28 protein-coding genes are annotated in these 26,604 nt (G+C 63.9%); 14 read left to right on the top strand and 14 right to left on the bottom strand.

Annotation, left to right across the window (positions count from 1 at the left end; genetic code table 11):
* Positions 1-173: 173 nt before the first annotated feature.
* Both M1R55_RS06695 and M1R55_RS06700 read right to left on the bottom strand, forming a co-directional pair.
* On the bottom strand, positions 174-998 hold the full coding sequence (locus M1R55_RS06695; protein WP_249393907.1) for an SDR family oxidoreductase: 825 nt from the start codon (positions 996-998) through the stop codon (positions 174-176).
* A gap of 182 nt (positions 999-1,180) precedes the next feature.
* Positions 1,181-1,963 (bottom strand): enoyl-CoA hydratase-related protein, encoded by a 783-nt coding sequence (locus M1R55_RS06700; protein WP_249393908.1) that lies wholly within the window; start codon positions 1,961-1,963, stop codon positions 1,181-1,183.
* 112 nt (positions 1,964-2,075) lie between these two features.
* On the opposite strand from M1R55_RS06700, the gene M1R55_RS06705 reads away from it, so the two are divergent.
* Complete coding sequence (locus M1R55_RS06705) at positions 2,076-2,777, top strand: M48 family metallopeptidase (RefSeq protein ID WP_249393909.1); 702 nt, start codon at positions 2,076-2,078, stop codon at positions 2,775-2,777.
* Positions 2,778-2,802: 25 nt separating this feature from the next.
* Here the strand turns inward: M1R55_RS06705 and M1R55_RS06710 are convergent, their stop codons facing one another.
* Positions 2,803-3,015 carry a hypothetical protein gene (locus M1R55_RS06710; protein WP_249394155.1) on the bottom strand — a complete coding sequence of 71 codons (213 nt, stop codon included), beginning with the start codon at positions 3,013-3,015 and terminating at the stop codon, positions 2,803-2,805.
* A 208-nt stretch (positions 3,016-3,223) separates the two neighbouring features.
* On the opposite strand from M1R55_RS06710, the gene glpK reads away from it, so the two are divergent.
* Positions 3,224-4,777: a glycerol kinase GlpK gene (gene glpK, locus M1R55_RS06715; RefSeq protein ID WP_249393910.1), complete on the top strand. Its 1,554-nt coding sequence runs from the start codon at positions 3,224-3,226 to the stop codon at positions 4,775-4,777.
* Positions 4,774-6,354 carry a glycerol-3-phosphate dehydrogenase/oxidase gene (locus M1R55_RS06720; protein ID WP_249393911.1) on the top strand — a complete coding sequence of 527 codons (1,581 nt, stop codon included), beginning with the start codon at positions 4,774-4,776 and terminating at the stop codon, positions 6,352-6,354. Before glpK ends, M1R55_RS06720 begins: the two co-directional genes overlap by 4 nt.
* A gap of 60 nt (positions 6,355-6,414) precedes the next feature.
* Here M1R55_RS06720 and M1R55_RS06725 read toward each other — a convergent pair whose 3' ends face one another.
* Positions 6,415-7,467 (bottom strand): M42 family metallopeptidase, encoded by a 1,053-nt coding sequence (locus M1R55_RS06725; protein ID WP_249393912.1) that lies wholly within the window; start codon positions 7,465-7,467, stop codon positions 6,415-6,417.
* Between the two features lie 99 nt (positions 7,468-7,566).
* Positions 7,567-8,352: an enoyl-ACP reductase gene (locus M1R55_RS06730; protein ID WP_249393913.1), complete on the bottom strand. Its 786-nt coding sequence runs from the start codon at positions 8,350-8,352 to the stop codon at positions 7,567-7,569.
* A gap of 235 nt (positions 8,353-8,587) precedes the next feature.
* Between M1R55_RS06730 and M1R55_RS06735 the strand changes: the two genes are divergently transcribed.
* Positions 8,588-9,493: a hypothetical protein gene (locus M1R55_RS06735; protein WP_249393914.1), complete on the top strand. Its 906-nt coding sequence runs from the start codon at positions 8,588-8,590 to the stop codon at positions 9,491-9,493.
* A 70-nt stretch (positions 9,494-9,563) separates the two neighbouring features.
* Here the strand turns inward: M1R55_RS06735 and aguB are convergent, their stop codons facing one another.
* Entirely contained in the window at positions 9,564-10,457 is an 894-nt protein-coding gene (gene aguB / locus M1R55_RS06740) for an N-carbamoylputrescine amidase (RefSeq protein ID WP_249393915.1), read from the bottom strand.
* A gap of 202 nt (positions 10,458-10,659) precedes the next feature.
* Here aguB and M1R55_RS32065 point away from each other — a divergent pair, with 202 nt between their 5' ends.
* Together M1R55_RS32065 and M1R55_RS06745 are read left to right on the top strand one after the other, a co-directional pair.
* On the top strand, positions 10,660-10,806 hold the full coding sequence (locus M1R55_RS32065) for a hypothetical protein (protein ID WP_371827167.1): 147 nt from the start codon (positions 10,660-10,662) through the stop codon (positions 10,804-10,806).
* A 36-nt stretch (positions 10,807-10,842) separates the two neighbouring features.
* Entirely contained in the window at positions 10,843-11,322 is a 480-nt protein-coding gene (locus M1R55_RS06745; RefSeq protein ID WP_371827168.1) for a DsbA family protein, read from the top strand.
* Here the strand turns inward: M1R55_RS06745 and M1R55_RS06750 are convergent.
* The 4 genes from M1R55_RS06750 to M1R55_RS06765 form a co-directional block, all read right to left on the bottom strand.
* Entirely contained in the window at positions 11,285-11,911 is a 627-nt protein-coding gene (locus M1R55_RS06750) for a GNAT family N-acetyltransferase (protein WP_249393916.1), read from the bottom strand. The two genes, M1R55_RS06745 and M1R55_RS06750, sit on opposite strands and share 38 nt — an antisense overlap.
* Positions 11,901-13,019 (bottom strand): agmatine deiminase family protein, encoded by a 1,119-nt coding sequence (locus tag M1R55_RS06755; protein WP_371827169.1) that lies wholly within the window; start codon positions 13,017-13,019, stop codon positions 11,901-11,903. Before M1R55_RS06755 ends, M1R55_RS06750 begins: the two co-directional genes overlap by 11 nt.
* Positions 13,020-13,130: 111 nt before the next feature.
* Complete coding sequence (locus M1R55_RS06760; RefSeq protein WP_249393917.1) at positions 13,131-13,451, bottom strand: hypothetical protein; 321 nt, start codon at positions 13,449-13,451, stop codon at positions 13,131-13,133.
* Between the two features lie 172 nt (positions 13,452-13,623).
* Positions 13,624-15,030 (bottom strand): RNB domain-containing ribonuclease, encoded by a 1,407-nt coding sequence (locus tag M1R55_RS06765; protein ID WP_249393918.1) that lies wholly within the window; start codon positions 15,028-15,030, stop codon positions 13,624-13,626.
* Positions 15,031-15,237: 207 nt separating this feature from the next.
* On the opposite strand from M1R55_RS06765, the gene M1R55_RS06770 reads away from it, so the two are divergent.
* From M1R55_RS06770 to M1R55_RS06780, 3 genes are all read left to right on the top strand, one after another.
* Positions 15,238-16,131, top strand: a complete 894-nt coding sequence (locus tag M1R55_RS06770; protein ID WP_249393919.1) for a hypothetical protein — start codon at positions 15,238-15,240, stop codon at positions 16,129-16,131.
* Complete coding sequence (locus M1R55_RS06775; RefSeq protein ID WP_249393920.1) at positions 16,128-16,775, top strand: hypothetical protein; 648 nt, start codon at positions 16,128-16,130, stop codon at positions 16,773-16,775. Before M1R55_RS06770 ends, M1R55_RS06775 begins: the two co-directional genes overlap by 4 nt.
* A 79-nt stretch (positions 16,776-16,854) precedes the next feature.
* Complete coding sequence (locus M1R55_RS06780) at positions 16,855-17,211, top strand: DUF2089 domain-containing protein (protein ID WP_249393921.1); 357 nt, start codon at positions 16,855-16,857, stop codon at positions 17,209-17,211.
* 29 nt (positions 17,212-17,240) lie between these two features.
* Here the strand turns inward: M1R55_RS06780 and M1R55_RS06785 are convergent, their stop codons facing one another.
* On the bottom strand, positions 17,241-17,699 hold the full coding sequence (locus M1R55_RS06785; protein ID WP_249393922.1) for a SufE family protein: 459 nt from the start codon (positions 17,697-17,699) through the stop codon (positions 17,241-17,243).
* Between the two features lie 157 nt (positions 17,700-17,856).
* Here M1R55_RS06785 and M1R55_RS06790 point away from each other — a divergent pair, with 157 nt between their 5' ends.
* Both M1R55_RS06790 and M1R55_RS06795 read left to right on the top strand, forming a co-directional pair.
* Positions 17,857-18,729, top strand: a complete 873-nt coding sequence (locus tag M1R55_RS06790) for a sulfurtransferase (protein WP_249393923.1) — start codon at positions 17,857-17,859, stop codon at positions 18,727-18,729.
* Positions 18,730-19,003: 274 nt separating this feature from the next.
* Positions 19,004-20,401 (top strand): dienelactone hydrolase, encoded by a 1,398-nt coding sequence (locus tag M1R55_RS06795; protein WP_249393924.1) that lies wholly within the window; start codon positions 19,004-19,006, stop codon positions 20,399-20,401.
* Between the two features lie 19 nt (positions 20,402-20,420).
* On the opposite strand, the gene M1R55_RS06800 is transcribed toward M1R55_RS06795, so the two are convergent.
* Entirely contained in the window at positions 20,421-21,386 is a 966-nt protein-coding gene (locus M1R55_RS06800; protein ID WP_249393925.1) for a metallophosphoesterase, read from the bottom strand.
* A 71-nt stretch (positions 21,387-21,457) separates the two neighbouring features.
* Between M1R55_RS06800 and M1R55_RS06805 the strand changes: the two genes are divergently transcribed.
* Genes M1R55_RS06805 through M1R55_RS06815 form a run of 3 tightly spaced genes read left to right on the top strand, consistent with a single transcriptional unit; the run spans position 21,458 to position 22,658 of the window.
* Positions 21,458-21,727: a hypothetical protein gene (locus M1R55_RS06805; RefSeq protein ID WP_249393926.1), complete on the top strand. Its 270-nt coding sequence runs from the start codon at positions 21,458-21,460 to the stop codon at positions 21,725-21,727.
* Positions 21,728-21,753: 26 nt separating this feature from the next.
* On the top strand, positions 21,754-22,122 hold the full coding sequence (locus M1R55_RS06810; protein WP_249393927.1) for an MmcQ/YjbR family DNA-binding protein: 369 nt from the start codon (positions 21,754-21,756) through the stop codon (positions 22,120-22,122).
* Positions 22,119-22,658: a hypothetical protein gene (locus M1R55_RS06815; protein ID WP_249393928.1), complete on the top strand. Its 540-nt coding sequence runs from the start codon at positions 22,119-22,121 to the stop codon at positions 22,656-22,658. Before M1R55_RS06810 ends, M1R55_RS06815 begins: the two co-directional genes overlap by 4 nt.
* Before the next feature lie 53 nt (positions 22,659-22,711).
* Here the strand turns inward: M1R55_RS06815 and alaS are convergent, their stop codons facing one another.
* Positions 22,712-25,417, bottom strand: coding sequence for an alanine--tRNA ligase (alaS, locus tag M1R55_RS06820; protein ID WP_249393929.1), 2,706 nt, complete (start codon positions 25,415-25,417; stop codon positions 22,712-22,714).
* Positions 25,418-25,547: 130 nt separating this feature from the next.
* On the bottom strand, positions 25,548-26,582 hold the full coding sequence (locus M1R55_RS06825; protein WP_249393930.1) for a response regulator: 1,035 nt from the start codon (positions 26,580-26,582) through the stop codon (positions 25,548-25,550).
* Positions 26,583-26,604: the final 22 nt, after the last annotated feature.

The raw sequence follows: 26,604 nt of genomic DNA on the forward strand, positions 1-26,604 counted from the left end.
AAGCGTACATATGGTCAGCAGGCGGCGCACCCGCAGAGGATAGCGTGTGAAGCTCCGACGGGGTTGTCGGTCTGAGGGTGGCTCGTGAAAGTCTGCATCTGCTGATGCTGCATGGCTATCGCTCTAGCTTTTGCCTTTCTTAGTCCCTTCGACCCTCGACCCTTAGACCGTCTTTATTGCGTCATCTGCAAAAACATCTGGTACTGCGGCGCACCGCCCAGCATGTTCTGGCCGCCGTCTACGGGCAAAATCACGCCTGTAACGTAACTGGCTGCGTCGGACACCAGAAACAGCGCGGCGTTGGCGATGTCTTGCGGCAGGCCAAAACGGCCCAGCGGCACAGTGCGGGTAAATTGGGCGCGGGTTTTCTCGTCGGGCGCGAGGCGAGCCATGCCCTCGGTGCCGTCAATCGGGCCGGGAATGATGGCGTTGACGCGGATGCCGCGCAGGCCCCATTCCACCGCCAGCGTGCGGGTCAGGGCATCTACGCCCGCTTTGGCGGCCACCACATGCGCCTGCATCGGCACGGGCACGCCGTAGGCGCTGATGCTCAACACGTTGCCGCCCGGAGCCTTCAGGTGCGGCGCGGCGGCCTTGATGGTGTTGTAGGTGCCCAGCAGATCAATGTCCACCACCGTCTTAAATCCGTTGGGGCTGATGCCGTCCACCGGGGCGGGAAAGTTGCCCGCTGCGCCCGCCAGCACGATGTCGAAATCGCCGTGCGCTTCTATAGCCAATGCCACCGCCGCTTGCAGGGCCGCAAAATCGCGCACATCGGCACTGACGCCAATGGCCCGCCCGCCCGCTTCCACGATGCCCGCCGCTGCCTTTTGTGCCTTCTCTAGATTGCGGCCCAGAATGGTAATCGCGCAGCCGTGCGCCGCGAAACTCTGGGCAATGCCAAGGTTGATGCCGCTGCCGCCGCCCGTAATCAGGGCGTGTTTGCCGCGCAGCAGGTCAGGGCGGAAGGTGGTGGCGGGATCGGCGGTTTGGGTCATGTGGCGCTCCTTTTGGGTTGGGGTGAAGGTGGCTGATTTTTGAGTTTCTGGGGGCCAGGTCTAAGGGTCGAGGGGCTAGGTATGGTGGGCTGGGAAGGGGCGATTCAAGGACGTTCGGGCGACAGTGTCTTCTTGCCCTTCTTGGACCCTCAGACCACCAGCGCGTCCCGCCCCTCAGCGCCTCACTTCACCGCCCCCGCCAACCCTTCCGCCGTCATATGTTCGGCGTTCCAGTCCACCGCCGCCGCCAAACTCTGGGCGTGCGAGAGGTTGTCATTCAGCGTGCGCTTGGTGCCTTCCAACGCTTTGGGCGGCAGGGCGGCCAAATGCGCGGCCAAAGCCTCGGCGCGGGCATACAGCGCGTCGGCGTCGGCATGGAGTTCGGTCACGAGGCCCCAGCGTTCGGCGGTGGCGGCGTCAATGGGTTCGGCAGTCAGGGCAAGGTGGGCCGCGCGGCCCCGGCCAATGAGACCCGGCAGGCGTTGCAGGCCACCCAGGTCGGCAGCAATCCCCAGTCTCACTTCCGGCAGGCTGAAGCGGGCGGAGGTGCTGGCAATTCGAATATCGCAGGCGGCAGCCAATTCCAGTCCCGCGCCGATGCACCAGCCGTCTATAGCCGCAATGACCGGAATGGGCAGCGCGGCCAGACCTTCTATGGCGGCGTGCATCTCGTCTACCACAGCCTTAAACGCGGCGCGCTTGCCTTCTGGTCGACTCAGGGCGGCGGCAATACTGGGTGCGGTGGCCTTCACGTCCAGCCCCACGCTGAAATGGCGTTCTCCACGCAAGATCAGGACGCGGGCCTCTCCCAACTGCCCCAAGGCCTGCGCGGTTTCTAGCCATGTGGCCGGGCCAAATGCGGCTTTGGGATGGGTAAAGGTCAGCGTGGCTACACCCGCCGTCTGAGACAGCCTGACAGCCCCACTCCCGCCCACGTGCCCGACTTCGGGCGCTGAATTGCTCATGCCCTGAAGTGTAACCCGATTTGGTGAACTGGGTTCAAAATTCTTGGGCCGTTCAAGCTTCAAGTGCCTCTTTCCTCACCCGCTTTGGCTCCCGGTGCGGTTTGCTATAGCTATGGCGGTGGGCAAAGGCGGAGCAGAAGACTGGAGTATCGGCGGCGTGCCTGTGCGGGTGCAGCGCAGTGCGAGGCGGCGCACGCTGGGCCTGCAAGTTCGCCCCGGAGAGGTCGTTTTGCACGCGCCCACGCAGGTGCCCGATAAGACCCTCCTGGATTTCCTGAACGCCAAACGCGCCTGGGCCGCCGGACACCTCGCCACCTACGCGGCCCGTATTCCTACCGTTTCTTCTCTGTCAGATGGCGTAAGTCTGAGTTTTCTGGGAGAAGCCCTGACCCTGCGCCTGAACAGTCCCAGCACACAGGCCGAGCGCGTCGGGAGCGTCCTGTGGATTCCCTCTGACACGCCGGAAACGGCTCTGACCGACTGGTATAAAACGGCAGCCCTGCCCCGGTACCGAGAACTGGTGGACATCTACGCCGATGGGCTGAACGCCCGCTCGCGCCTCAAGTCCGTACACGTTAGCGACACCCGCACCCGCTGGGGCAGTTGCACCGCCGACGGTCAGATTCGCCTGCATTGGGCGTTGGCCCGCGCTCCGCTGGACGTGGCCTGCTATGTGGCCCTGCACGAGGCCGCGCACCTGTTGGAAATGAACCACTCACCGCGCTACTGGACGCACGTGTCCCGCCTGATGCCCCAACACAAACTGCACCGGGAGTGGCTCCGGGTGCAGGGGCATAGGCTGATGAAGTTTTGAGAACAGTCAGTGGTGACTGTCGTTTCTACATCGCGGGCATCGGCATCGGATTCGGCCACGCCGGAGTATCTGGGTTGTCTGTCGGCTGAGGCTCTGGGAAACCGGGGGTGTCCGGATTCACAGGCGGATCGGTCATGGGGCCGGTATCGTCGCCGCCGGGCAGACGCTCCGGGCGGGGCAGGGGCGTGTCGGTGGGTTCAGTGGCCGGGGCAGGCGGGCGGTCATAGGGGCCGGTCATGATGGTTGCCTCCTTGCTGAAATAGGGCTTGATGAATGGCCCCAAGTGTGCGCCGCGCCCATCCCATTCTGGCAAGAGGGGCGTGAAGAGGCCTTGATTCCCCGTCAGATTGCCCGCCGCCTGCCGAACTGTAAGTGGGGCTGCTAGGCTGCCTTTACCGTTCATCAAGCAGGCCAAACCACGCACTATCTGCCGGAGGGAAACACTTATGTCTTCTATAGCTGGTACGCCGAAATTTATCTTGGCTCTGGATCAGGGCACCACGTCTAGCCGCGCCATCGTGTTTGACCGGGCGGGAGCCGTGGTGGCCGCCGCGCAAAAAGAATTCACGCAGTTTTTTCCGCAGCCGGGGTGGGTAGAACACGACGCGCAGGAAATCTGGGGGACGCAGGTGGGCGTGGCGCAGGAAGCCCTGACGCGGGCGGGGTTGCGGGCGGCAGACGTGGCGGCCATCGGCATCACCAATCAGCGGGAAACGGTGGTGATCTGGGAGCGGGCGTCGGGGCGGCCCATTCACCGGGCCATCGTGTGGCAAGACCGCCGCACCGCGCCCCTGTGCGATTCGCTGCGGGCGGCGGGCCATGAGAATACGTTTCAGGCCAAAACCGGGCTGGTGCTGGACGCCTATTTTTCGGGCACCAAAGTCGCGTGGCTGCTGGATCAGGTGCCGGGCGCACGCCAGCAGGCCGAGCGCGGGGAATTAGCGTTTGGCACGATGGATTCCTGGCTCACCTATAACCTCACGGGCGGAGAACTCCACATCACCGACGCCAGCAATGCCAGCCGCACGCTGCTGTTCAACATTCATACCGGAGACTGGGACGATGAATTGCTGGCCCTGCTGAACGTGCCCCGCGCCGTGCTGCCGCAGGTGCGGGCCAGTTCCGAGGTGTACGGCGAAACGGCGGAAGGCTTGCTGGGGGCGCGGGTGCCGATTGCGGGCATCGCCGGAGATCAACAGGCCGCCACCTTCGGGCAAGCCTGCCTGAAGCGCGGGATGGCCAAAAACACGTATGGCACGGGCTGTTTCCTGCTGATGAATACGGCGGGCGAGGCCGTGACCAGCCAGCACCGCCTGCTGACGACGGTGGCCTGGCGCTTGGGCCAGCACCTCACCTACGCCCTGGAAGGCAGTGTCTTTACCGCCGGGGCCACCGTGCAGTGGCTGCGCGACGGCCTCGGCATCATCCGCGAAAGTGGCGACGTGGAGGCATTGGCGGCCAGCGTAGAAAGCAGCGGCGGCGTGACATTGGTTCCGGCCTTCGCGGGACTGGGTGCGCCCCACTGGGATCCTCACGCACGCGGCACGATGCTGGGACTGACGCGGGGAACCACTGCGGCCCACATTGCCCGCGCCGCACTGGAGGGCGTGACCATGCAGGTGGCGGAAGTGCTGGCGGCCATGGAACAGGACGTGAGCAGTCAGGGAAGTCCGGCCCTGTCCGAACTGCGCGTGGACGGCGGCGGCAGCCGAAACGACCTGATGATGCAGCTTCAGGCCGACATCGTGGGTGTGCCTGTGGTGCGGCCCCGGATCACCGAAACGACGGCGCTGGGCGCGGCTTATCTGGCAGGCTTGGCGGTGGGCTACTGGCAGGATGCAGAAGAAATCGCGGCGCAGTGGCAGGAAGACCGCGCCTTCGAGCCGCGCACCAGCGCCGACGAACGTGGGCAGCGTATGGAACGCTGGGGCCGGGCCGTGTTGCGGGCCAAAGACTGGGCGCAGCAGGACGTTCTTCTGACGGATGCGGGTGCAGAATGAGAGACATGTCTTCTGTGCCTGTCGATCCCCGAACTCCTGTGATGCAAGCCGCCACCACCCCCGCCCAGTGGGACATTCTGGTCATCGGTGGGGGCGCGTCGGGGCTGGGAACCGCCGTGGAAGCCGCCACACGCGGGCATAGCGTCTTGCTGTTGGAAGCCCACGATTACGCCAAGGGCACCAGCAGCCGCAGCACAAAATTGGTTCACGGCGGCGTGCGCTATCTGGCTCAGGGCAACGTGTCGCTGGTACGCGAGGCTCTGCGGGAACGCGGCCTGCTGCGCCAAAATGCCCCCCATCTGGTGCGCGATCTGGGCTTCGTGGTTCCGGCCTACGACTGGTGGGCTGGCCCGTTTTACGGCATCGGCCTGAAGTTGTACGACGTGCTGGCAGGCAAACTGAACCTCGGCACCAGCAAGAACCTGACCCGTGAAGCGGCTCTGGCACGCACGCCGACCCTTCAACCCGAAGGACTGATGGGCGGCATCCTGTACTTCGACGGCCAGTTCGACGATGCGCGGCTGGCGATTACGCTGCTGCGAACCCTGCAAGACCACGGCGGCGTGGCGCTGAACCACGCCCCCGTGACGGGTCTGATCAAGGAAGAGGGCAAAGTGGTGGGCGCACGCTTCCGCGACAGTGAAACGGGGCAGGAACACGAGGTGCGGGCCAAGGCAGTCGTCAACGCGACGGGCGTCTGGGTGGACGAAATCCGGCGCATGGACACCCCAGACGCGCCCGATATGCTGTCTCCAAGTCAGGGCGTGCATATCGTCGTAGACCGCAAATTTCTGCCCGGAGACAGCGCCATCATGATTCCGCGCACCGATGACGGACGGGTGCTGTTCGCGGTGCCCTGGCACGATCATGTGGTCATCGGCACCACCGATACTGCCGTCCCCAGCGCCAGTTTCGAGCCGAGGGCGTTGGCCGATGAGGTGGAATTTATTCTGAATACGGCGGGCCGCTACCTCTCGCCTGCGCCCACCCGCGCCGATGTTCGCAGCGTGTACGCGGGCCTGCGCCCCCTCGTCAAGCCAGAAGGCGGGGCCGATACCAAAGCCATCAGCCGCGATCACATCATCCGGATTTCGGAGGGCGGCCTGATTACCCTCACGGGCGGCAAATGGACGACTTACCGCCGCATGGGAGAGGACACCGTGACCCGCGCCGAGGGATTGGCGGGCCTGCCGGAACGCCTGACGCTGACGCCCAAGCTGAAGCTGCACGGCTGGAGCGATCAGGTCAGCACCGATGAGCGGGCCGATCACTGGAAGGTCTACGGCACCGACGCTGAACGCATTCAGGTCATGCCAGACGCCGGAATTCAGCTTCACCCCGACTTGCCCTACACCGAGGCCGAACTGCGCTGGGGAATCCGCATGGAAGGCGCACGCACCGTCGAAGATTTGCTGTCTCGCCGCACCCGCGCCCTGCTGCTGAATGCCCGCGCCAGCATGGACGCCGCGCCCCGCACCGCCGCAATTCTGGCCGAGGAATTGGGCAAGGATGAATCTTGGGCGGCGGCGGCAGTGCAGGAATACAGGGCTGTGGCCGCAGGCTACGTGCTGGAATAAAAAAGAGGGCAGAGTGTGGGCCGGGGCTACAGATTGTCACCCTGGCCCACCTGTCTGGGTCTACAATTTTTCTCCGTTGATGTAGCTGAGCATCAGCGCCCCCGTTGCCTCCAGCGCGTCCGTATGAGTGCGCTCGTAGGCGTGGCTGGCGTCCACGCCGGGGCCGATCAGGGCCACCGGATAGTCTCCGCCTGCCCGCCAGGCCGCTGTGCCGTCGCTGGCGTAGAAGGGGTACATGTCCACGCGCAAGGGGATTCCGGCCCGCGCTGCCGCTGCCCTGATCCGGTTGCCCAATTCGTGATCATAGGGGCCGCCCGAATCGGCCACACACAGCGTCACGTGGTGTTCACTGCTGGTCTGCCCGTCGCCTATGGCGGCCATGTCCACCGCAATCAGTTCGTCGGTATGCGGCGGAATCCCGGTGGCGGCCCCGTGCCCCACTTCCTCATAGGTGGTGACATGAAAGGCCACTGTGCGGGCGGGCGGCGTGTGCAGCAGCGTGCGCGTGACGCCCAGAAAGACCGCTACCGCTGCCTTATTGTCCAGATGCCGTGCCTTGAGGTATCCGGCAGGCGTCAGGCGGGGCCGCGCATCGAAACTGACGAAATCGCCCACGCCGATGCCCAGAGCCAACGTGTCGGCAGACGAAAACACGGCTTCATCCAGCCGGACTTCCATCACACTCTGCTCCCGCTTCAGCTCGCGCAGGCCCGCGCCGTGTACATGCAAACTCTGGCGAATGTTGACCACCGTGCCCGTCACCACCCACCCCGACTGGGTATGCACCCGCACATCTTCGCCCTCTACGGTGGCCCAGTCGTACCCGCCCAGCGCACTCAGCGTCAGTCGGCCCGAACCCTTGATGCCGCGCACCATCGCGCCCAGCGTGTCCACATGGCCGCTGAACGTGACGTGGCCTGTATCAGTGCCGCCAATTTCCCAAGTCAGCGCCCCTTTGCGCGTGCGAACAAAAGGCACGCCCAGCGCCGAGAGTTCCGATTCGATCAGGGCCACCGCCGCGCCCGTGAATCCGGTGGGGCTGGGGGTGTCCAGCAGGCGCAGCAGAAGATCGAGGGTGTAGGGAAGGTCTAGAGGGATACGGGGCGTAGACATGGTGCCTCTATGATGCCCCCAAACCATGCACTTTCCTCCCCTCTAAAGGGGGGCGTTGCGTCAGCAACGGGGGGTTTACACGCGGTGTTGCTCTCCCTCTCAGTCCACCTTCATGGTCATGATGCTGGCCCCGGCGTCGACGTACACGGTTTGGCCGGTCATGCCGCTGCCCAGATCGGACAGCAGGAATAGGGCCAGTTTGCCCACTTCTTCGGGGGTGGCGTTGCGGCCCAAGGGTGCGGCGGCGGCGGCCTTTTCGTACATGGCCCCAAAGCCCGGAATAGAGCGGGCGGCGATGGTTCTCATCGGGCCTGCGCTGATGGTGTTCACGCGCACGCCCGCCGCGCCCATCTCGGAGGCGAGGTAGCGGGTGGCGGCTTCTAGGGCAGCTTTGGCCACACCCATCACGTTGTATTTGGGCACCACCTGCTGAGAAGCGTGGTAGGTCAGGCTGACGATGCTGCCGCCCGCATTCAGCAGCGGTTCGGCGTGGCGGGCCGTAGAAACGAGGGTATAGGCGCTGACACTGAGGGCCGTATTCCAGTCTTCAGGCGTGGTGTCCACGAAGCGGCCATCCATCGCGCTGCGGGGCGCAAACCCGATGGAATGCACCAGCATGTCCAGCGTGCCGAACTCGGCCTTCACGCGGGCAAACAGGGCCGTCAGGTCGTCTTCGCTGGTGGCGTCGGCCTGCTGCGTCCACACGCCTTCACGCCCGGCCAGCAGTTTGTCCAGTTCACTCTTCAGGCGCTCGCCCTGATAGGAAAACCCCACGCGGCATCCGGCGGCCAACAGTTGCTCGGCAATGGCCCAGCCGAGGCTGCGGGCGTTGGCGACGCCCATCACGAGGGCGGTTTTGCTGGACAGATCGACGCTGATACTCATAAAAGCGACTGTAGCAGTGTGCGGGGGCGGGCTGCTGAAGTGGGTACAGAGTTCAACAGGCGGCGGCGTTCAAAAGGTCAAAGAATGCAGGGTCGAAGGTGCAGGTTGGTGGCGGTTGTGGAGGGGGTGAGGGAGCGCCAGCGAAATGCCCTTCCTTAGACTCTTGACCTTTAGACCCTATAGACACCGCCCCAGCCGTCCAAGTTTTGTCAGAGCGGCTGCGTAGGCTGGGAGCATGACGGTTAAGCGGTGGGTGTTGGCGGCAGCTCTGGCTGCGGGTGTATGGGGAATGGGTCAGGCCGAGCCGCTGCGGGTGGGGGCCGTGTACGCCGCTGGAGCCACGCTAGACGCGCCCGCGCTGGGCGTGCAGATCGAGATGCCGCCCGGTTTCCGCGCCCAGTTGGTGCCCAGCGAAGACGCGCCGGGGATGGCCGTGTTGCTGATCCGAACGGCGGGCACCGGCAGTATTCAACTCAGCGTGTTGCCCGCCGCGCCTGCAGGAGCATTGGATGCCGCCTTTCCTGCCCGTGTACGTGTGGGGCAAGCTGAAGCCACGTTGGTCAGTTCTGCGCTGGCCGGAGCAGTGCAAACCGGGCATTACACCTTGCCCAATGCCGCCCTGAGCCGCGCCGCCACCCTGCTGCCCAATGGAACCCGCATCATGGCCACCTTGGCGCACCCAGCAGGGCAGGAAGCCCGCCTTCTGGACACTCTGAAGGCGGTGCTGGGGCTGGCGAAACCCACTGCGCCCGCGCCCACCCTACCCGCCCTGTGGCAAGAACGGCTGAAGGTGGCCCAGAACAGTTCATTCGTGACGGTGGGACGGGACAAAGACTATGCATTTTTTGGCCTCTGCGCCAACGGCAACTTTGCGATGACCACCGCCGAAGACTCGTTTGCCAATGGTGTGGTCGGGCAAGTGGCCCTGACCGCGCTCAGCGAGACCGAGGCCGTGCTGAAACTGACCCAGAAAGGCGGCTTTACCACGCTGGCCCGCGTGCAGTGGGGTTCCAGTGAGGCAGGCCGCACCCGCATGAACATGGAACTGTATCTGGCAACGCCCTACATCGGAAAACTGGCACTCGACACCGCAGACCGCTTTTCCGAACAGGACGTGACGGTGGGCCTGCTGTGCCTGTGAGGGGTTGAAGCCCTTGACCTTCTTAGACCCTCAGACCCTTGACTCTTAGACGCTCTTCGCCCAGTGAGCCTTAGCCCCGCCGCGTCACCCCGTCCAGCGTCATCAGCGAGCCGTACAACTCCGGGCGGCGATCTCTGAAAAAGCCCATGCCAGCGCGGAATTTGCGGGCTTCTTTCAGATTGAGGGTGTGGGTCAGTGCGCCTTCCTCTGTGTCGCCCAGTTCGGCCACGATTTCGCCGGTGTAGTCGGCCAGGAAGGAATGCCCGTAGTACGTCTGGGTCAAGTCGCCCACGACTTCGGTGCCGATTCGGTTGGCGGCCCCCACATACGCCGAGTTGCTGACGGCGTGGCCCTGCATGGCCCGCTGCCACATGGAATGGTTGTTGGGGCTTTCCACGCCCTCGGGTTCGCTGCCGATGGCGGTGGGATACAGCAGGAAGTCGGCCCCGCCCAGCATCAGGGCGCGGGCGGTTTCCGGGTACCACTGATCCCAGCAGATGCCCACGCCGATGCGCCCAAACTGCGTACCCCACACCTTAAATCCGGTATCGCCGGGGTTGAAGTAATACTTTTCTTCGTAGCCGGGGCCGTCTGGAATATGGGTTTTGCGGTAGTTGCCCAGCAGCGTGCCGTCGGCGTCTATGCACACCAAACTGTTGTAATGGGCCTGCCCCGCCCGCTCGAAGTAAGACAGCGGCAGCACCACGCCCAGTTCCCGCGCCAGATTCTGAAAGCGCCCGATAAACGGATGGTCTTCCAGCGGGTGCGCCAGCTCAAAGTATTCCTCGCGCTCCACCTGACAGAAATACAGATTCTCGAACAGTTCGGGCAGCAAGATGACCTGTGCGCCCGCCTTCGCCGCATCCCGCACATGGGCTTCGGCGCGGGCCACGTTGTCTTCCAGTTGGTCGGTCACGTGCATCTGGATCACAGACAGATTGAGGGTATCGACAGGACGAATCATGCGTTCAGGCTACCTGACCCAGCCAAAAAGGGAAGTGATCAGGGCAGAGTTCGTCTGTTTGGTGATCGAATCGGCAAGACGCGGGGCACTCAATTCCTCTGCTGCTGCCGCCCACTTGACCGATTCTTAGCCCTTGAGTGGCTGTGTGAATTGAGGAACAAGCACCCCGGATTCCTGATTGCTGCTGTGCTAGCGTTCCGGCATGACCCTCAGCCAGCGAGACAGCAATGCGCCCACCGACGTCTTTTTTGACTTTCTGTGTCCCTACGCTTGGCGCGGGATAGAGCTGGCCGCCGTACTGCAGGCGCAGGGGCATGCCTTCCGGCTGCGGCACTTTTCGTTGGTTTAGGGCAACCACGAAGAAAACGGCGGCAAAGAGGGCGTGGTGTGGTGGCTGACCGATCAGGCGTTGGGGGAAGGCAGTCCCTACCAGCAGAATAGTCTGGCCGCGTTTCTGGCTGCCCACGCCGCCGCGCAGCAGGGCGAGGAATTGCACTGGGCGTTTACGCTGGCCCTGTTCCGCGCTGTGCATGAAGACAAGAAGACGCTGGATGAGGCTGCTATCACCGACGCCGCTCACACCGCCGGACTGGATCTGGACGCCTTCGCCGCCGCCCGCGCCGATGAAGCGGGCCTCCGCGCCAGCCTGCGTGCCGAACTGGCTGAGGCCGCCGAGATCGGTGTCTTCGGCACGCCCACCTTCGTCCTGCCCGACGGAAGCGCCGCCTACTACCGCTTCGAGAACCTGACCCGCGACCCCGAAACTGCGCTGGTGTGGTGGAATCTCTACGGAGAAGTGTTGCGCTCCGGTGCAGGCATTGCCACAGTCAAGCGGGCAAAAAATCGTCCGACAAAGAAGGCGTAGGCTCCAGCGCGTCCAGTCCCAGCCGCTGCGCCACTTCTTCCCCCGCCCGTTTCAGGCCGCAGCGCACGTCCATGTAGTCGCGGTACACCGGATCAAAGCTGTAGATCAGCACCGCCAGCATCCCGTGATGGTCTATTTCCATGCCCTGAAGACGGAATCCGGCCCGCAACTTGGGGATCAGTACCGCGTTGTTGGTGGCGTGGTGGTGGCTGCGAACCAGCGTGTAGCCCTCGGCCTTCAGTACGTCCAGCACAGTGGGTAGCAGGCGCGAATAGACGCCTTTGCCGCGGTGCTCTGGCAACAGCGCCGTATTGATCATGTAGGCGGTGCGGGCGTCCCACTGCCGCGAGATCTGCCAGCCTGCCACCTCGCCGCCGTGCAACACGAGCCACGCATGACGCTTGCCGTCTGGCATGGCAAAAGGCGCGTCGGTCTGCCAATCGAACGACACGCTCTGGTACGCCTCAACTTCCAGCCTGTCGGCTACCGCCCAGGCGTCGGCATTGGTAACGGGGCGCAGGCTGTAGCCGCCGCCTAAATCGGTTTCTGCGCCCTGTGCGTCTGGTAAGGGGAAAGTTTCACTTGCCATTCCATGCCTGCCCCTGCGGTTGCTGCTGCGTGATGCAGTGAAAGCTTCCGCCGCCCTCGATGATGGCGCGGCTGCTCAGGCCGATCACCTCGCGTCCCGGAAAGAGGGGACGCAAGACTTCCAGCGCGGGGATGTCGTTGGGGTCGCCGTACTGGGGAACTACCACGAAGCCGTTGCCGATATAAAAGTTGGCGTAGGTGGGCGGTAAGCGGCCTTCTGCCCCCTCCAGGCGCTGCGCGGGCAGTGGCAATTCCACCACCCGGAAGGGCTGGCCGCTGAGGTCGGTCATGGCCTGCAACTGCGCCAGATTGCCCGCCATCGTGGTGTGGTTGGGGTCTTCGGGATTCGGCTCCACGCTGGTTACGATGGTCTGCTCATCCACAAAGCGCGTGATGGTGTCGATGTGGCCGTCGGTGTGGTCGTTTTCCAGCCCGCCGTCCAGCCACAGCAGCTTCTGGATGCCCAGCGTCCCTTGCAGCAGCTCGGCGTAGCCCTCTTCGGTCAGGCCCGGATTGCGCGTGTCGGTCAGGAAACACGAACGGGTGGTCAGGCCCATGCCCGCGCCGTTCACTTCCAGCCCGCCGCCTTCCAGCACTTCGGGCCGATCCCAGTGCGTGAGGCTGAGGGACTGCGCCACGTATTCCGGCACGCGGTCATCGTGCCCCGAATCAAACTTGCCGCCCCAGGCATTGAACCGCCAGTTGATCAGGCTCAGGTCGGCCTCTGCGCCGCTGCCCCGCGTGATGAAAATAGGGCCGTTGTCGCGCATCCACACGTCGTCCAGCGGCACATGATGGAAGGACACGTTCGCACCGTCCAGCCGTTCGCGGGCGTCCTGCTCACTTTCGGTATCGCGCACCAGCAGATGCACGGCTTCAAAGCGGGCAATGGTACGGATCAGCTCGGCAAACTCGGCCCGCACGGCGTCCAGATGCCCGAACCACAGGTCGTCGTTGGCGGGCCAGCCCATCCAGGTGGCGGCGTGCGGAGCCCACTCGGCAGGCATGGCAAACCCCAGCAGGGCGGCGGGCGTGTCTCGCGGCAGCAGGTGCTGTTCGGGGGCAGGCAAGCTAGAGCTGGACAGGTCAGAACGGGTCACGTGGGGCATTGTCGCATTCCGGCATTTGGGGAAAGTGACGGGCCGTGCCCCCGGCAACCCACAACGGGCGAAGCATCGCCGCCTCGCCCGTCTGATCTCCGTTCATTTAGCTCAGTCCACTTACCCCAGCAAAGGCGTGTCGCCCAGATCGGTACTGGCGAGCGCCCGGAATTCGTCGGCTTTCTCGGCAAAGCCCATCTGCTCGTAGCAGGCGGCCAGCTTCAGCGCAAAAAACTGTGTGGCACGGGCGTCTTCGCGGCGTTCGGCGGCTTCCAGGCAGTCGCGGTAATGGCGCACAGCGAGGTGATACTGCGCCCCGCCCTCGGCATGTTCGGCCCGGCAATGGCTGATCCGCAGGGCCACGATGTCGGTGGGAAGGCTCCCGGCAGCATGGGCAGAGGGTGCGCTTTGCAAGTTCACGTCAGAGGTCGCGCCGTTCATGGCCCCGATTTTAAGCGTGTAGCGCAGCAGATGAATGAAAGGTGAACCGGATTTGGCGCGTTAAAGGTGTGTTTCCAAGCGTTGCCTGAAGCCGGTACAGACTTTTGTTGAAGATTTGGGGCAGGGGGTGTAGGCTATATCTTCGTAAAATTTCTCACACTCCTGTAAAGTTTCATTCCCCTGTGACGACTCTGGCCCGCACCGTCAATTTGGGCAAATCCACGTCGGTCATGCGCAGCCGTAGCGCCGTGCCTGCCGGGGCGGGGGTACTGAGCGGCAAGTCGTAGGCCAAGTCGGGAATCAGCAGGGTGGCTTGGGGGCCGCGCCGATCCACGATCACGGCGTCCCACACGCGGTCTGGCTGGGCGGCCACGTAGCGCAGCGTGTGGTGCTTGCGGCTCAGGCGTTCGGCCTGCCGGGTGGCGTCGGCGTTCATCTGGGCCTCGGCCACGCGGGCAGCCACGGCCTTGCCCGCCAGCGGTTCGGTGCCGGTCAGGTGCGAGCGCAACTGCTGATGCACCACCAGATCAAGGTAACGGCGCATAGGGCTGGTGGCCTGCACGTATAATTCCAGCCCCATGCCGTGATGCGGCCCCGGCGAGGGCTGAAAGCGCGTGCGGGCCAGCGTGCGGCGGCGGGCCCACTGGGCGGGCAGGGTGTCGCCGTGTACGTCGCGGGTGGGAGCATCCTGCGTGGCAAACGGCAGGGCGATGCTGTGGTCGTCACCGAAAATAGCGGCTCCCCAGCCTGCAAGCGTCATCGATTCCTGCACCACAAACCGCATCTCGGGCTTGGGCAGCGGCGACACCTCTACGCCGTCTGCATTTACCTTCACGCGCACTTCGGGCAGGTCTATGCTCATGGCCCCTTCCGATTCGCGCAGGTCGCGGCTGGCACGGGCGAGGCGGGCCATCGTCACAAACGGTTCTGCGCCCGCATCCAGCCGCTCCTGTGCCTGCGAATAGGTCAGCCGGGTCACGCGCACGCGGCTCAGGCACACGTCTACGGCGTCGGCGTTGCCGTCCGAATCCAGATCGAGGCTGATGGAGAGCGCGGGCATGGTGTCGTGCAGGCCGAGGCCCGTGCGTTCCACCAACTCGTCGGGCAGCATCCCGATGGTCTGGTCGGGCAAATACAGTGTTGCGCCGCGTGCGCGGGCTTCCAAGTCCAGCGGGCTGTCTGCCGTCACCAGCGCCGAAACGTCGGCCACATGCACCCACAGGCGCGTCAGGCCACCCTCTAGGGCTTCGATGCCCACCGCGTCGTCGGGGTCGCGGTTGCCGTCATCGTCGATGGCAAAGGCTTCCAGATGCGTCAGGTCAAGGCGGGCTTCGTCGGCAAAGTCCGGAACGGGCAGCGTCACTGGGGTTAATGCCGCGCCCAGACGGTCTGCGTACGGTGTGCGGGCGTCTGTCCATATCCCTAACCGCAGCAGCAGGGCATGGGCCGATTCGGGGGTTTCTTGCTGGCCGAGTTCGCGCAGGGTGCGGCTTTTTTCGGCCTTGCCCCGCGCCAGCAGTTCTATTTCGGTGCGCTGGGCCGGTGTGAGCTGATCAGCAGTGAGGGGGGGCAGAGTCATGAATCAAAGGATACGGGGCCGGGCCGGGGAACGGACAGCAGTTGAGTGAATAGAAACTTGGTCTTGCTAGTCCTTCCGGCAAGCTGCGACCATTACACCAGAAAATCCTGTCTGGCATACAGATTCGCCGCCCAGAGTTCATCAACTCTAAAACCGCGCTTGACAATCTGTGAGTTTGGTGTTTCTATATAGCCAAAGGAGACGAATATGAATGAACAACATCAACCCGAAGATTTCCGTTCGCAAGTCCAGCGTCTGGTGGCCGAAGGCAAACTCACCCCCGATGAGGCGGCAGGATTGCTAGAGGGGGATTCACCCACAGAAGCCAGCACAGAGCCGATGGCGCTGATGCCCACCCAGAGCGCCGCCGAGTTCAGCGAGACGCCGCCCGACCTTGATCTGTATGTCAGTGGCTACAGCCTGACCGTGCTGCACGACACGCACCTGTCAGCCCCGCAACTGAGCGCCAACCGCGACGGCGAAGTGACGTTGCAGGCCACCGCCAACGGCTGGATCGTGCGCCGCCTGACCCATTCCGGCCACCACACCTTTAGCCTGAAAGCGATTTTGGCTCTGCCCTTTGCGCCCCGCAATGTGCATGTTCAGGTAGAGGGCGGCAGCCTGACCCTGCCCGATGTGTCGGGCGAAATGCAGGCCGAAGTCAATGGCGGCCACGTGCGAATGGGCCGCGCCGCGAGCCTGAACGCCGAAGTGAACGGCGGCAATCTGACCGCCACTGAATTGGGCGGCCCCACGCACCTGAACGTGAACGGCGGCAACCTGACGCTGGAGGGCGCACGCAGCCTGAATGCCAGTATCAACGGCGGCAACCTGCGCTGGGCGGGTGTGCTGACGGGTGGTAACCACCGGTTAGAGGTGAATGCCGGAAACGCAACGGTGTACCTCAAAGAGGGCAGCAACGTGACTTTGCGGGCCGAAGTAACAGTAGGGGCCTTCAAATCTGACTTTGCCACCAGTCAATCAGGCGGGTTCCTGAACACGCGGCATGGCGGGCAACTGGGCAGCGGCGAAGCGCAACTGTCTTGCCGGGTCACGGCGGGTCAGGTCAAGGTGCTGAGCGGATCGGGGGTGGGGTCATGAAAGAAAAAGTCAAACGTATTTTGGATTTGGTACGGGCCGGAAAACTTGATCTGAACGACGCCGCGCCGCTGCTGGCCGCCCTGAGTACCCGGCTGGCCCTGACCGACGCCGACCGCGAACTGATTGGATCGCTGCTGGCCCGCGAGGAGATGGACACTGGGCAGGTGGCCGAGCACTTGATGTTGCTGCGCGGCGTGCGCGATACGCCCCCAACCCCGCCGCGCCCCCCCACTCCCCCCAGTCATCCGGGGTGGGATGAGCAGTTTCCTGGTTCACAATCTTTCGGACGCGGCATGAATGTAGACGTGAATCTGGAGGGCATCATGGATCGAGTCAATGACCGCTTAAATAGTGTGCTGGGTCGTGGGGGGGCGCACCCGCCCAGTCCCCGCGCCGGAGCCACCGCCCGAATCCTGCGCGTGCAGGTGGAATCCAGCGAGGGCGACGAGTACGACGCCAACCTGCCTGTGAGCCTTGCCCCGCATCTGCACAAACTGATTCCCCCGCACGGTATCCGCGCCCTGGAACGGGCTGGCCTGAGCCTGGAGGCGTTGCAACTGCTGATCGAAGCCTCGCCGCCCCCCGGTAACCTGATCAACGCCGAAGACAATGAGGGCAACAGCGTGAAGCTGACGCTTTCGTAGGAGGAACGGAGTGTGGAATCTGGTTGGGCTGTTCCCACGATCCACACTCCCGCCCGCCCCACCGCCTACAGTGAATCCCATGCCCCGCCCCCTGCCCCTCCCTTTCCCCGATGAAACAGAAGCGCCCACCGTGACTGAACTGCGGTTTCCCAGCAGCGGCGTCACGGTGCGCGGCGATTTTACCCTCAACGAATTTGCGACCCTCACACCTGACAATCTGGAATTCCTGCGCCTGTACGTGCGGGTACGCGGCAACCTGAAGGAAGTGGAGCGGGTGCTGGGGGTAAGTTACCCCACTGTCCGCGCCCGTTTTGATACCCTGCTGCGGGCCATCGGCTACGAACCCGAAGCCGCCGACCCCCAGTCGGAAGTGCTGGAACGGCTGGAACGCGGAGAGATTACGCCGGATGAGGCGGCACGGAAGCTGCGGCGATAGGGGATGGCGTGGGTTGACCCCCGCTGGCCTTACGCGCCTTCAGCGTGCGTCTGCACATCCCGCTTCAACCGCATCAGAATGGCGCCCATGCCACGCAGACGCATGGGCGTAATCAGTTCGGTCAGGCCCATATCCATATAAAACTGATCGGGCACACTCAGGATGGTTTCGGGGCTTTCGCCGTTCAGCGCCTCGCTCAGAATACCTGCGTAGCCGCGCACGGTGGGGGCTTCTTCGGGCACTTTGAAGAACATTTGCACGCCGCCGTCTACCTCTTTCGTCACCAGAAAAAATGGGCTGGCGCATTCCGGCACGGGCTGCAAAAATTCGGGGTGGTCTAGGTAGTGTTGCGGCAGGGGCGGCAATTTGCGGCTGTATTCCAGGAGGGCCTGGAGGCGCAGCGGCTTGGGCGCACGGCGGAACAAGTCCACGATGACTTGGAGTTTTTCGGGCAGAGGCGCAGTGGGGGGGGTAGAGTCGGCGGTCATGGGGCCACTGTACCCCTGAGGCTGGGCGGGATATGGTAAGGCTTGTCCAGTTGACCTACTTTGTCAACTGATCTGCCCATTCGGTACAATGGGGCCGACAGTCTGCCGGACAGGTAGACCCTCTAGCCCTGCGCCCCATTCCTTAGGAGGAACTCCCATGACCCAGCAAGCGAACTATGCCAAAGACGTACTGGTTAACACCGATTGGGTGGCCGCCAACCTTAATACTCCCGGCGTGCGCCTGATCGAAGTGAACGAAGACATCTTGCTGTACGACACCGGCCATATTCCCGGCGCGGTGAAGGTGGACTGGCAGGGCGACTTCTGGCATCCCGTGGAGCGCGACTTTATTACCGCCGATGAAGTGTCGGCGCTGCTGGGCCGTCTGGGCATCAAGGAAGACGACCAGATCGTGCTGTACGGCGACAAGAGTAACTGGTGGGCTTCCTACGCCTACTGGTTCCTGAGCTACAGCGGCGTGAAGCACCTGAAGCTGATGAACGGGGGCCGCCAGAAGTGGGTTGCAGAAGGCCGTGAGCAGACCACGGACGCTACCGAAGTCACGCCCACCACCTACCCCAAACTGACCCGCGACGAGAGCCTGCGGGCCTACCGCGATGAAGTGCGGGCGCACCTGGAGAGCGTGAAGGCCGGAACGGGCGCGCTGGTAGACGTTCGCAGCCCCGACGAGTTTTCGGGCAAGGTCACGCACATGCCTGCCTACCCGCAAGAAGGCGTGCTGCGCGGCGGCCACATTCCCGGCGCACGCAGCATCCCCTGGGCCAAGGCCACCAACGAAGACGGCACCTTCAAGAGCGCCGACGAGTTGACCGCACTCTACGGCGGCGAAGGCGTGACGCCCGACAAAGACGTGATCGCGTACTGCCGCATTGCCGAGCGTTCCAGCCACAGTTGGTTCGTGCTGCGCGAACTGTTGGGCTACCCCAACGTCCGCAACTACGACGGCTCGTGGACAGAGTGGGGCAACGGCGTCGGCCTGCCCATCGAAAAGACCTACAGCGAGGCGTAAGCCGCTGAGCAGGAGAAATTAAGCGAAGGCCGGAGCGGTGGAAAACTGCTCCGGCTTTTCGCTGCTTTCTTCTCTCAGATCCTTGACCCTTAGACGTCTTCCCACCTAAACCTGACCTTTAACTATCTCCCCAACCTCACCTTTGACGTTACGCTGAACCTCGCAACAGACAATTCTCAGTGTCTTCCCGTAGACGTTCCCATCAGACCGCGCTGGCTCAGGCGTTGCTGCCCCGGCCCCGTTCGCGGCCCACCCTTTCCCCGGAGGTTTTCCCATGAAACGACTTGGCTCCTTTATGACATTTGCGGCGCTGCTCTCTGCTGGCTCTCTCACCTCTTGCAGCCTGCTGGCTCCGGGCATGGCTCAGGGAAAAGCGTCTATGACGGTGTTGCCACCTCTGTCGGTTCCCGGCGACCTGCGCCCCGATGCACCCACCCTCAGCGCACGCGGCAGCTACGCAGTCGGCGTGCAAACGCTGAAGCTGGTGAATCCCGGCCAACTGGACATCGTGAACGCGCCCAAAGAGGGGGCCACGCCGCGCTATGACCGCCCGCTGACGGTGGAAGTCTGGTATCCCACGGCGGGCGCGAGTGGGGTGGGCGCGACCACCTACGCCGATGTGCTGGGCAGCGGCCCCAACGATCCCAAGCGGCCCAACACTCCGTTCACCACGCCCGGACGCGCCATCCGCAACGCTGCGGCCAACCTTCAGGGGGGGCCATTTCCGCTGGTCATCGTGTCTCACGGCTATCCTGGCAGCCGCTCCCTGATGACCTACCTCACCGAGAATCTGGCGAGCAAGGGCTACATCGTGGCCGCCATAGACCATACCGACAGCACGCACGGCGACAAGGTGGCCTTTGCCAGCACGCTACTGAACCGCCCGCTGGACGACATTTTTGTGTTGAATGAAATGGCGCGGCTGGGAGCGGCAGGCAGCGGCAATGGCCTGAGCGGGATGGTAAATGCCGACCAGACCGGGCTGGTGGGATACAGCATGGGCGGTTACGGCGCTCTGAACGCGGCGGGCGCAGGCTTTGGCCCGCAGATGCTGCCGCTGGTGCCCGGGGGCGCGTTGGCCGCCCGCCAGACCGGAGCCTACGCCACCGATCCCCGCATCAAGGCGGTGGTTGCCTTCGCTCCTTGGGGCAGCGACGCCGCCGTGCGCTCCATCGGTGTAAATTTTGGCGGCAAATACGGCTTCTGGGATGAGGCTGGCCTGGCCGCGCTGAAGGTGCCCACCATGTTCATCGTGGGCGACAAGGATGATGTGGCAGGCTACACGGGCGGCGTGAAATCCCTGTTCGAGAACGCTGTGAACGCCGAGCGGTACATGCTGGTCTACCAGAATGCCAGTCACAACTCGGCCCCCAATCCGCCCCCCGCCGCCACGCTGAACAGCTTCGACGACTACATGCACTACGCCGAACCCGCCTGGGACATGGGCCGCCTGAACAACATCAACCAGCATTTCGTGACGGCTTTCCTGGACAACAAGCTGAAGGGCATGGCCTCTGCCGCCGCCTACCTGAACGTCGCCACGCCCCTCTCCAACGACGGCAAATTCAGCCGTAACGCCGATGGCACGGCCAAAGCCGACGACACCTACTGGCCCGGATTCCAGAACCGCACCGCGCGGGGCATGGAGTTTTACAAGATGATGCCGAAGTAAGGGCGAAAAGCCACCCCCCTCACCGAAACTCTTCCACCCGCACCAACGGCCCGCCCAATCCATTGATTCGGGCGGGCAATTTGTTGTGATCAATCGCCGCGCCGGTGTCGGCATTCACGGCGCTGACGCGGGCGGTTGCTGCCTGTAAATCGATCTCCAGCACACTGACCACGCTGCGGGCTGTACCGGGAAAGCCCACGTAATCGCGTCCGCCGATGCCTCCGCTGCTCAGCACATTCAGACGGCCCAATCTGGCTGGGTAGTAGGCCGCGTGATGCCCGCTGATGTAGGCCAGCACACGCCCTCGCTCCATCACCTCGCGCAGGGTGGCGGCTTCGGCAATCACCTCGCCGGGTTTGTTTTTGCCCTCGCTGACGCCTGCCAGCGGCAAGTGCCCCACCACCAATCGCACGCCCGCCGTCTGTGCCTGTGGTGTGGCGAGTTGCGCGGCCAGCCAGGCCCGTTGCGCCGCGTCTACCCTTGGCCCGCTGGCGTCCAGCACGGCTATAAACAGGGTACGTCCGGCCTTGTCGGCGCGGGTCAGGCTGTAGCGGAAGGGATACTGCGCGGCGTCCACAACTGTTCCGGCAGGTAAAAAGCGTGTCCAGTACGCCGCCGCTTCCCGCCGATCTCGCACGAGGCTGGCGTCGTGGTTGCCCAGCGTGAACACGAACGGGATTCCGACCTTTGCCAGAGGCCCGCGCACCTCTTTCTCGAAGGTGGCCCACATGCCCTGCACGTTGGCGTCGGTCAGGCTGGCTTTCTGTCCCGCGATCAGGTCGCCCGCCGACAGCACTAGGTCTGGTTTCCAGGTGTTGATGATGCGGCTGAGGCTGGGCTTGAGGGCGGGCGGATAGGTCAGGCTGCCGTAAGCGCCGTTAAAGTCGCTGAGAACGGCCACGCGCAGGAGGTCGGGGGCGGGGGGCGGCAAAGGCGTGCCAGACAGCAGAAGCGGCAAGAGCAGAGGCACGAGCAGGCGGCGCATAGACACCACTTGATCATGGTTTCTTGAGCCAACCGTCAGACGCTCCTGACATGCCCCGCGCAAACTGGGGTATGACCCGAAACGATGACCGCAACGACGCCCTGCCCGTGAATCCTGTGCTGTCGGTACGAACCGAGCCGAGTGCTGAACACACGCCTGCCGAGCAGGGCGACGCTCCCGCCGACTTTGCCCAGCGCCCCATTCCGCCCATGGCCACCCCCAGCACCGAAGGCCTCAGCGCAGGCGAGGTCAGCACCATGCTCGGCGGCGACGCCAGTATGACCGAAGCCAATGAAGCCCTCGGCACGGCGGAGGGTCTGGATACGATCACCGAAAGCTGAGGCCTGTGGGCGTGCCAAACTGACCCATGCGTTCTGTTTCTGATCTGCGTGCGGCGTGCGCGGCCCTGCCCCATTCCTCCGAAACCTTCCCGTTTGGAATGGACACTCTGGTTTGGAAGGTGGGTCGCCCCGACGCCGCCAAAATGTATGCGCTGAGCGGCATCAACGCTGATCCGCTGACGCTTTCGCTGAAGGTTCGGCCCGAATACGGCGACACCTTGCGGGCCGTCCACGCTGCGATCGTGCCGGGCTACCACCTGAACAAGCGCCACTGGGTCACGGTCACGCTGGACGGCCGTGTGCCGGGCGAGTTGGTGCAGGAATTGTTGGCTGGAAGCCACGCGCTGGTGCTGTCCAGTTTTACGCGGGCGCAGCGGGCAGACCTAGAACTGTGAGGGCCAACATCGGTGCTGGCGACAAACACTGGGACGGCTGGAGTTCTACCCAGCAGGACGAACTGAATCTGCTGGAGCCTGCCACGTTCGCCCGCTTTTTTGGCGATGCGCGGGCCGAGGCGTTTCTGTGCGAACACGTCTGGGAACATTTGAGTATTGAGCAGGGCAGAGCGGCGGCGCGGCTGGTCTTCGCGTATCTCAAGCCCGGTGGATTCCTACGCGTAGCTGTGCCAGACGGCCTGCATCCCGATCCGGCTTATCAGGCAATAGTGGCTGTCAATGGCCCTGGCCCCGCTGCCGATCATCAGGTGGTGTACACGCTTGATGCCTTCGCGCCCATCTTCGCGGCTGCCGGATTCCGCGTGCGCCCGCTGGAATGGTGGGACGCGGCGGGCCAGTTTCACCGTGCCGACTGGAACCCGGACGACGCACCGATAGGCCGCTGTAGCCACCTGGATGACCGAAACTCGGCTTGGCGAGCGGGCACGGGCAAGCTGGGATTCACGAGTCTGATCTTGGATGTGTTGAGGCCATAAAGAACAGGAGCCGCAAGCAATCGCCCCGGCTCCCGCTTCCAGTCATCGTTTGTTTAGAACGCTGTGTCCAACGCCTCTAGTGCCGCGTCTGGGTTCTGAATCCCCGCCTGCGCCATATCGGGGCGGCCCCCGCCTTTGCCTCCCGCTGCGGCGGCCAGTTTGCCCACCAGTTGGCCCGCGTGTGCGCCTTTCGCTACGGCCTCTTTGGTAGCCTTCACGACCAATCCGGCGTCAGAGGCGATCACCACGAGGTCTGCGCCGCTGGTGTCCAGCAACTTGTCGGCGGCTCCGCGCAGTTCGTTGCCTGCAATCCCGGTCAATTTCAGCGCCGCCACCCGGAAGCCGCCCAACTCGCGCAGAGGAGCCGTGCCGCCGCTGCTTCCGCCGCTCATCTGCGCCTCGGTCAGTTGACGGCGCACCTGCACCGTTTCCTTCTCGGCGGCCTTCAGTTGGGCCTGAAGCTGCGCCACACGCACTTCCAGTCCGTCCAGGCTGGTGTTCAGGCTGGCGGCAAGGCGGGCGTCACTGTTCAGGCGGTCGCGTAGCCACGCAGTCGCGGCCTCACCTGCCAGAGCCTCGATGCGGCGCACGCCTGCCGCCACGTTTTCATCGCTCAGCAGCACGAACGCGCCGATTTCTCCCGTGCGGGTCACGTGTGCGCCGCCGCAGAGTTCCTTGCTGCTGACCGTGTGGCCGTTCAGGGTCACGTCGCCTTCCACGCTGACCACGCGCACGGTGTCGCCGTACTTCTCGCCAAAGAGGGCCGTCGCGCCCGCTGCTTTGGCCTCGGCAATGGGCATTTCCTGCCACTTCACGGCAAAGTCGGCGCTGATCCAGCGGCTCACCAATCGTTCCACTTCCGCCATCTCAGCGGTGCTCAGTGCCGCACTGTGGGAGAAATCGAAGCGCAGACGATCCGGGGCCACCAACGATCCGGCCTGACGCACGCCGTCGCCCAGCACGGCACGCAGAGCCGCGTGCAGCAAATGCGTGGCCGTGTGGTGGCGCTCGGTGGCCTGCCGCGCTCCGTCGACCACGCCGCGCACCGTCACGTCAGGCGTCAGGGTTCCGGCCTGCACCTCCACCTCATGCAGAAACACGCCGCCGGGGGTCTTGCGGGTATCACGCACCACGCCCGCACCTGCGAGGCCGTCCTCACCCGTCCATTCCAGCCGCCCGGTGTCGCCCACCTCGCCGCCGCCCTCGGCATAAAATGGCGTCTGCGTCAGCACCACTGTGCCCGCCGTGCCTGCTTCCAGCGCGTCCACGCGGCCTTCAGAGGTCATCAGGGCCAGCACTTGCCCCTCGGCTTCCAACTGGTCGTAGCCCACAAACGCGGTGGCGCTCAGGTCGCCCACCGTATCTTGCCCGCCAAACAATTCCGATTTGCCGTACTTGCTGCCTGCCCGTGCCAGCATCTGCGCCCGCTCCAAGCTCTCGGCGTATCCAGCTTCGTCCACGCTCACGCCGTATTCTTCGGCAATTTCTTTGGTCAGGTCTACGGGAAAGCCGTAGGTGTCGTAAAGGGTAAAGGCTTCCTCGCCGCCCAGGACGCCGCCCTGTTGCATGCCTTCCAGCAAACCGCCTAGCCGCTGAATCCCGCCTTCCAGCGTCTTCAGGAACCGTTCTTCTTCAGCCCGAATCGCTGCCGTCACGCGGGCTTCTTCCGTCACCAATTCGGGGTAGCCGCTGCCCATGCTCGCCACCACCAGCGGCACCAGTGTGTGCAGCACGGGTTCGCGCAGGCCTAACAGGTAGGCGTGACGGCTGGCCCGGCGCAGAATCTTGCGAATCACGTAGCCGCGCCCGGTATTGCTGAGGCTCACGCCGTCGGCCAACGTCATGCTGACAGAGCGCACATGCTCGGCCACCACGCGGTGAGAGATGCTTTCTGGCCCCAAGTACGGCTTGCCGCTCAGTTCCACAATGCGGGCAATAATCGGCGCAAACACATCGTTGGAATAGAAGTCGAACACGTCCTGCACAACGGTGGCGATGCGCTCCAGCCCCATGCCCGTATCGATGTTTTTGGCGGGCAAGTCTAGCAGAGTGGGCGTACCGTCGGCCTGCGGTTCCTGCCGCTCAAACTGAGGAAACACGTTGTTCCAAATTTCCAGAAAGCGGGCGCTTTCGCGGGTGTCGGCGTACTCGGCCCAAGTGTCGTCGCCGTAGGCTGGCCCCCGGTCATAAAAAATCTCGCTGCATGGCCCGCACGGGCCGTTTGGCCCCTTGGCGGGCGCGTCGGCGGGCCAGAAATTCTCGTCGGCCCCAAAGCGCAGCAGGTGGTCTGCGGGCAGCCCGATTTCCTTCGTCCAGATGCCGAACGCTTCCTCGTCGTCCTCGTAGATGGTCGCGTACAGCTTGGATTTGTCTAGCCCCATCCAGTCTGGGGAAGTCAGGAATTCCCACGCCCACGTCAGCGCGTCCCGCTTGAAGTAGTCGCCAAAGCTGAAGTTGCCCAGCATTTCCAGCAGCGAGCAGTGCCGCAGTGTGCGCCCCACGTTCTCGATGTCGCCCACGCGCAGGCACTTCTGGGCGGTGGTCACGCGGGGGTTGTCGCCGTAGCCGGGGAATTTGGCCGCCGCCCCCATAAACTGCGGCTTGAAGGGCTGCATGCCTGCCACCGTAAACAGCGTGGTGGGATCAGGCGCGATCAGGCTGTGGCTGGGCAGGCGCAGGTGGCCTTTGCTCTCGAAAAAAGACAGATACTTTTCGCGAATCTGTGCCGTCGTTGGGGCAGTGGTGGGCGGAACCGTCATAGGGTGCAGTCTATCAGCGGCGGGGAAGGGGTGAATCCGCTGGATGGGGTACGGAGAGAGATTGGCGGGCAAAGAAAAAGGGGACAGCTTTTCAGTGTCCCCTCGTTCCTGCGTTATCTGACTCGTCTACTCAGTCCAAGTCCACAGCCCACCAGGCTTCCCGCTGTGCAGCAAGGCGGGCGCGGGGATCGCCAATGGTGTCCAGAGCGCGGGCCAGGCCCTGCCAATCCAGTTCGCTCATGGGGTCAATCGCCAGGGCGCGTTGGTGCAACATGGCGGCGTCTTTGGCGCGTCCGGCTTCGGTGGCGGCGCGGGCGGCGAGGCCCAGAATGCTCAGCTGCTTTTGCTCCAGCCGGGAGCGCACATCGTCTACCCAGGGGCTATCGGCTCCGGGCAAAAAGTGGCCGTAGATGGCCGCCAGTTCGCGCAGTTCCTCCAGCCCGAGGCTGCCGTTTTCGGCCTGTCCCGCCAGCAGTTCGTAACGCTGCACGTCGTATTCAGGACTCAGATCGCTGGCGAGGGCGTAGCGGCGATTGGTGCTGACCACCGCTTCGTTGCTCAGGCTGCGGCGCAGGCGGTGCAGGGTCGTATGAAACAGACTGCTGGCGCGGGCCTCGTCTTTCTCGGGCCAGAGGGCTTCAGCGGCCTCCCAACTGGTCACTTCCTTGTGTTCCAGCAGGTAGAAGAACAGTTCCAGCGCCTTGCGCGACACCCACGCCACCGCCGCGCCCTTCCAGACCACCTGGGCCGTGCCTAAGCCCTTAGCCAGCATCCCGCTTTCGCCCTGAATGGTCAGCCCGGCGCGGCGTAAACGGGCGTCCACGGCGGTGGTCAGATCAAGCGGGGTAAAGGGTTTGGGCAGGTAATCGTCGGCCCCCAGATTCATGCCCCGGCGCACGTCTCCGCGCTCGGCATGGCTGGACAGCAGTACAAACGGCAACGCGCCCAATTGCTCGTTGTCGCGCACTTTTTCCAGAAATTCTAGGCCCGTCATATAGGGCATGACCACATCGCTGATCACCAGATCAGGCGTGAAAACTTTCAGCAGATCAAGGGCTTCGACAGGATGGTTGCTGGTGCGAACCTCATGCCCAGCACGGGACAGGATGACACTGATGAGCTTGAGGATGGCGGCGTCGTCATCCACGACAAGGATGCGCGGCATGGCGGTAGTCTAGCAGGCTGCT

Origin of the sequence: Deinococcus sp. QL22 (assembly GCF_023370075.1) — a bacterium.
Classification (GTDB): Bacteria; Deinococcota; Deinococci; order Deinococcales; family Deinococcaceae; genus Deinococcus.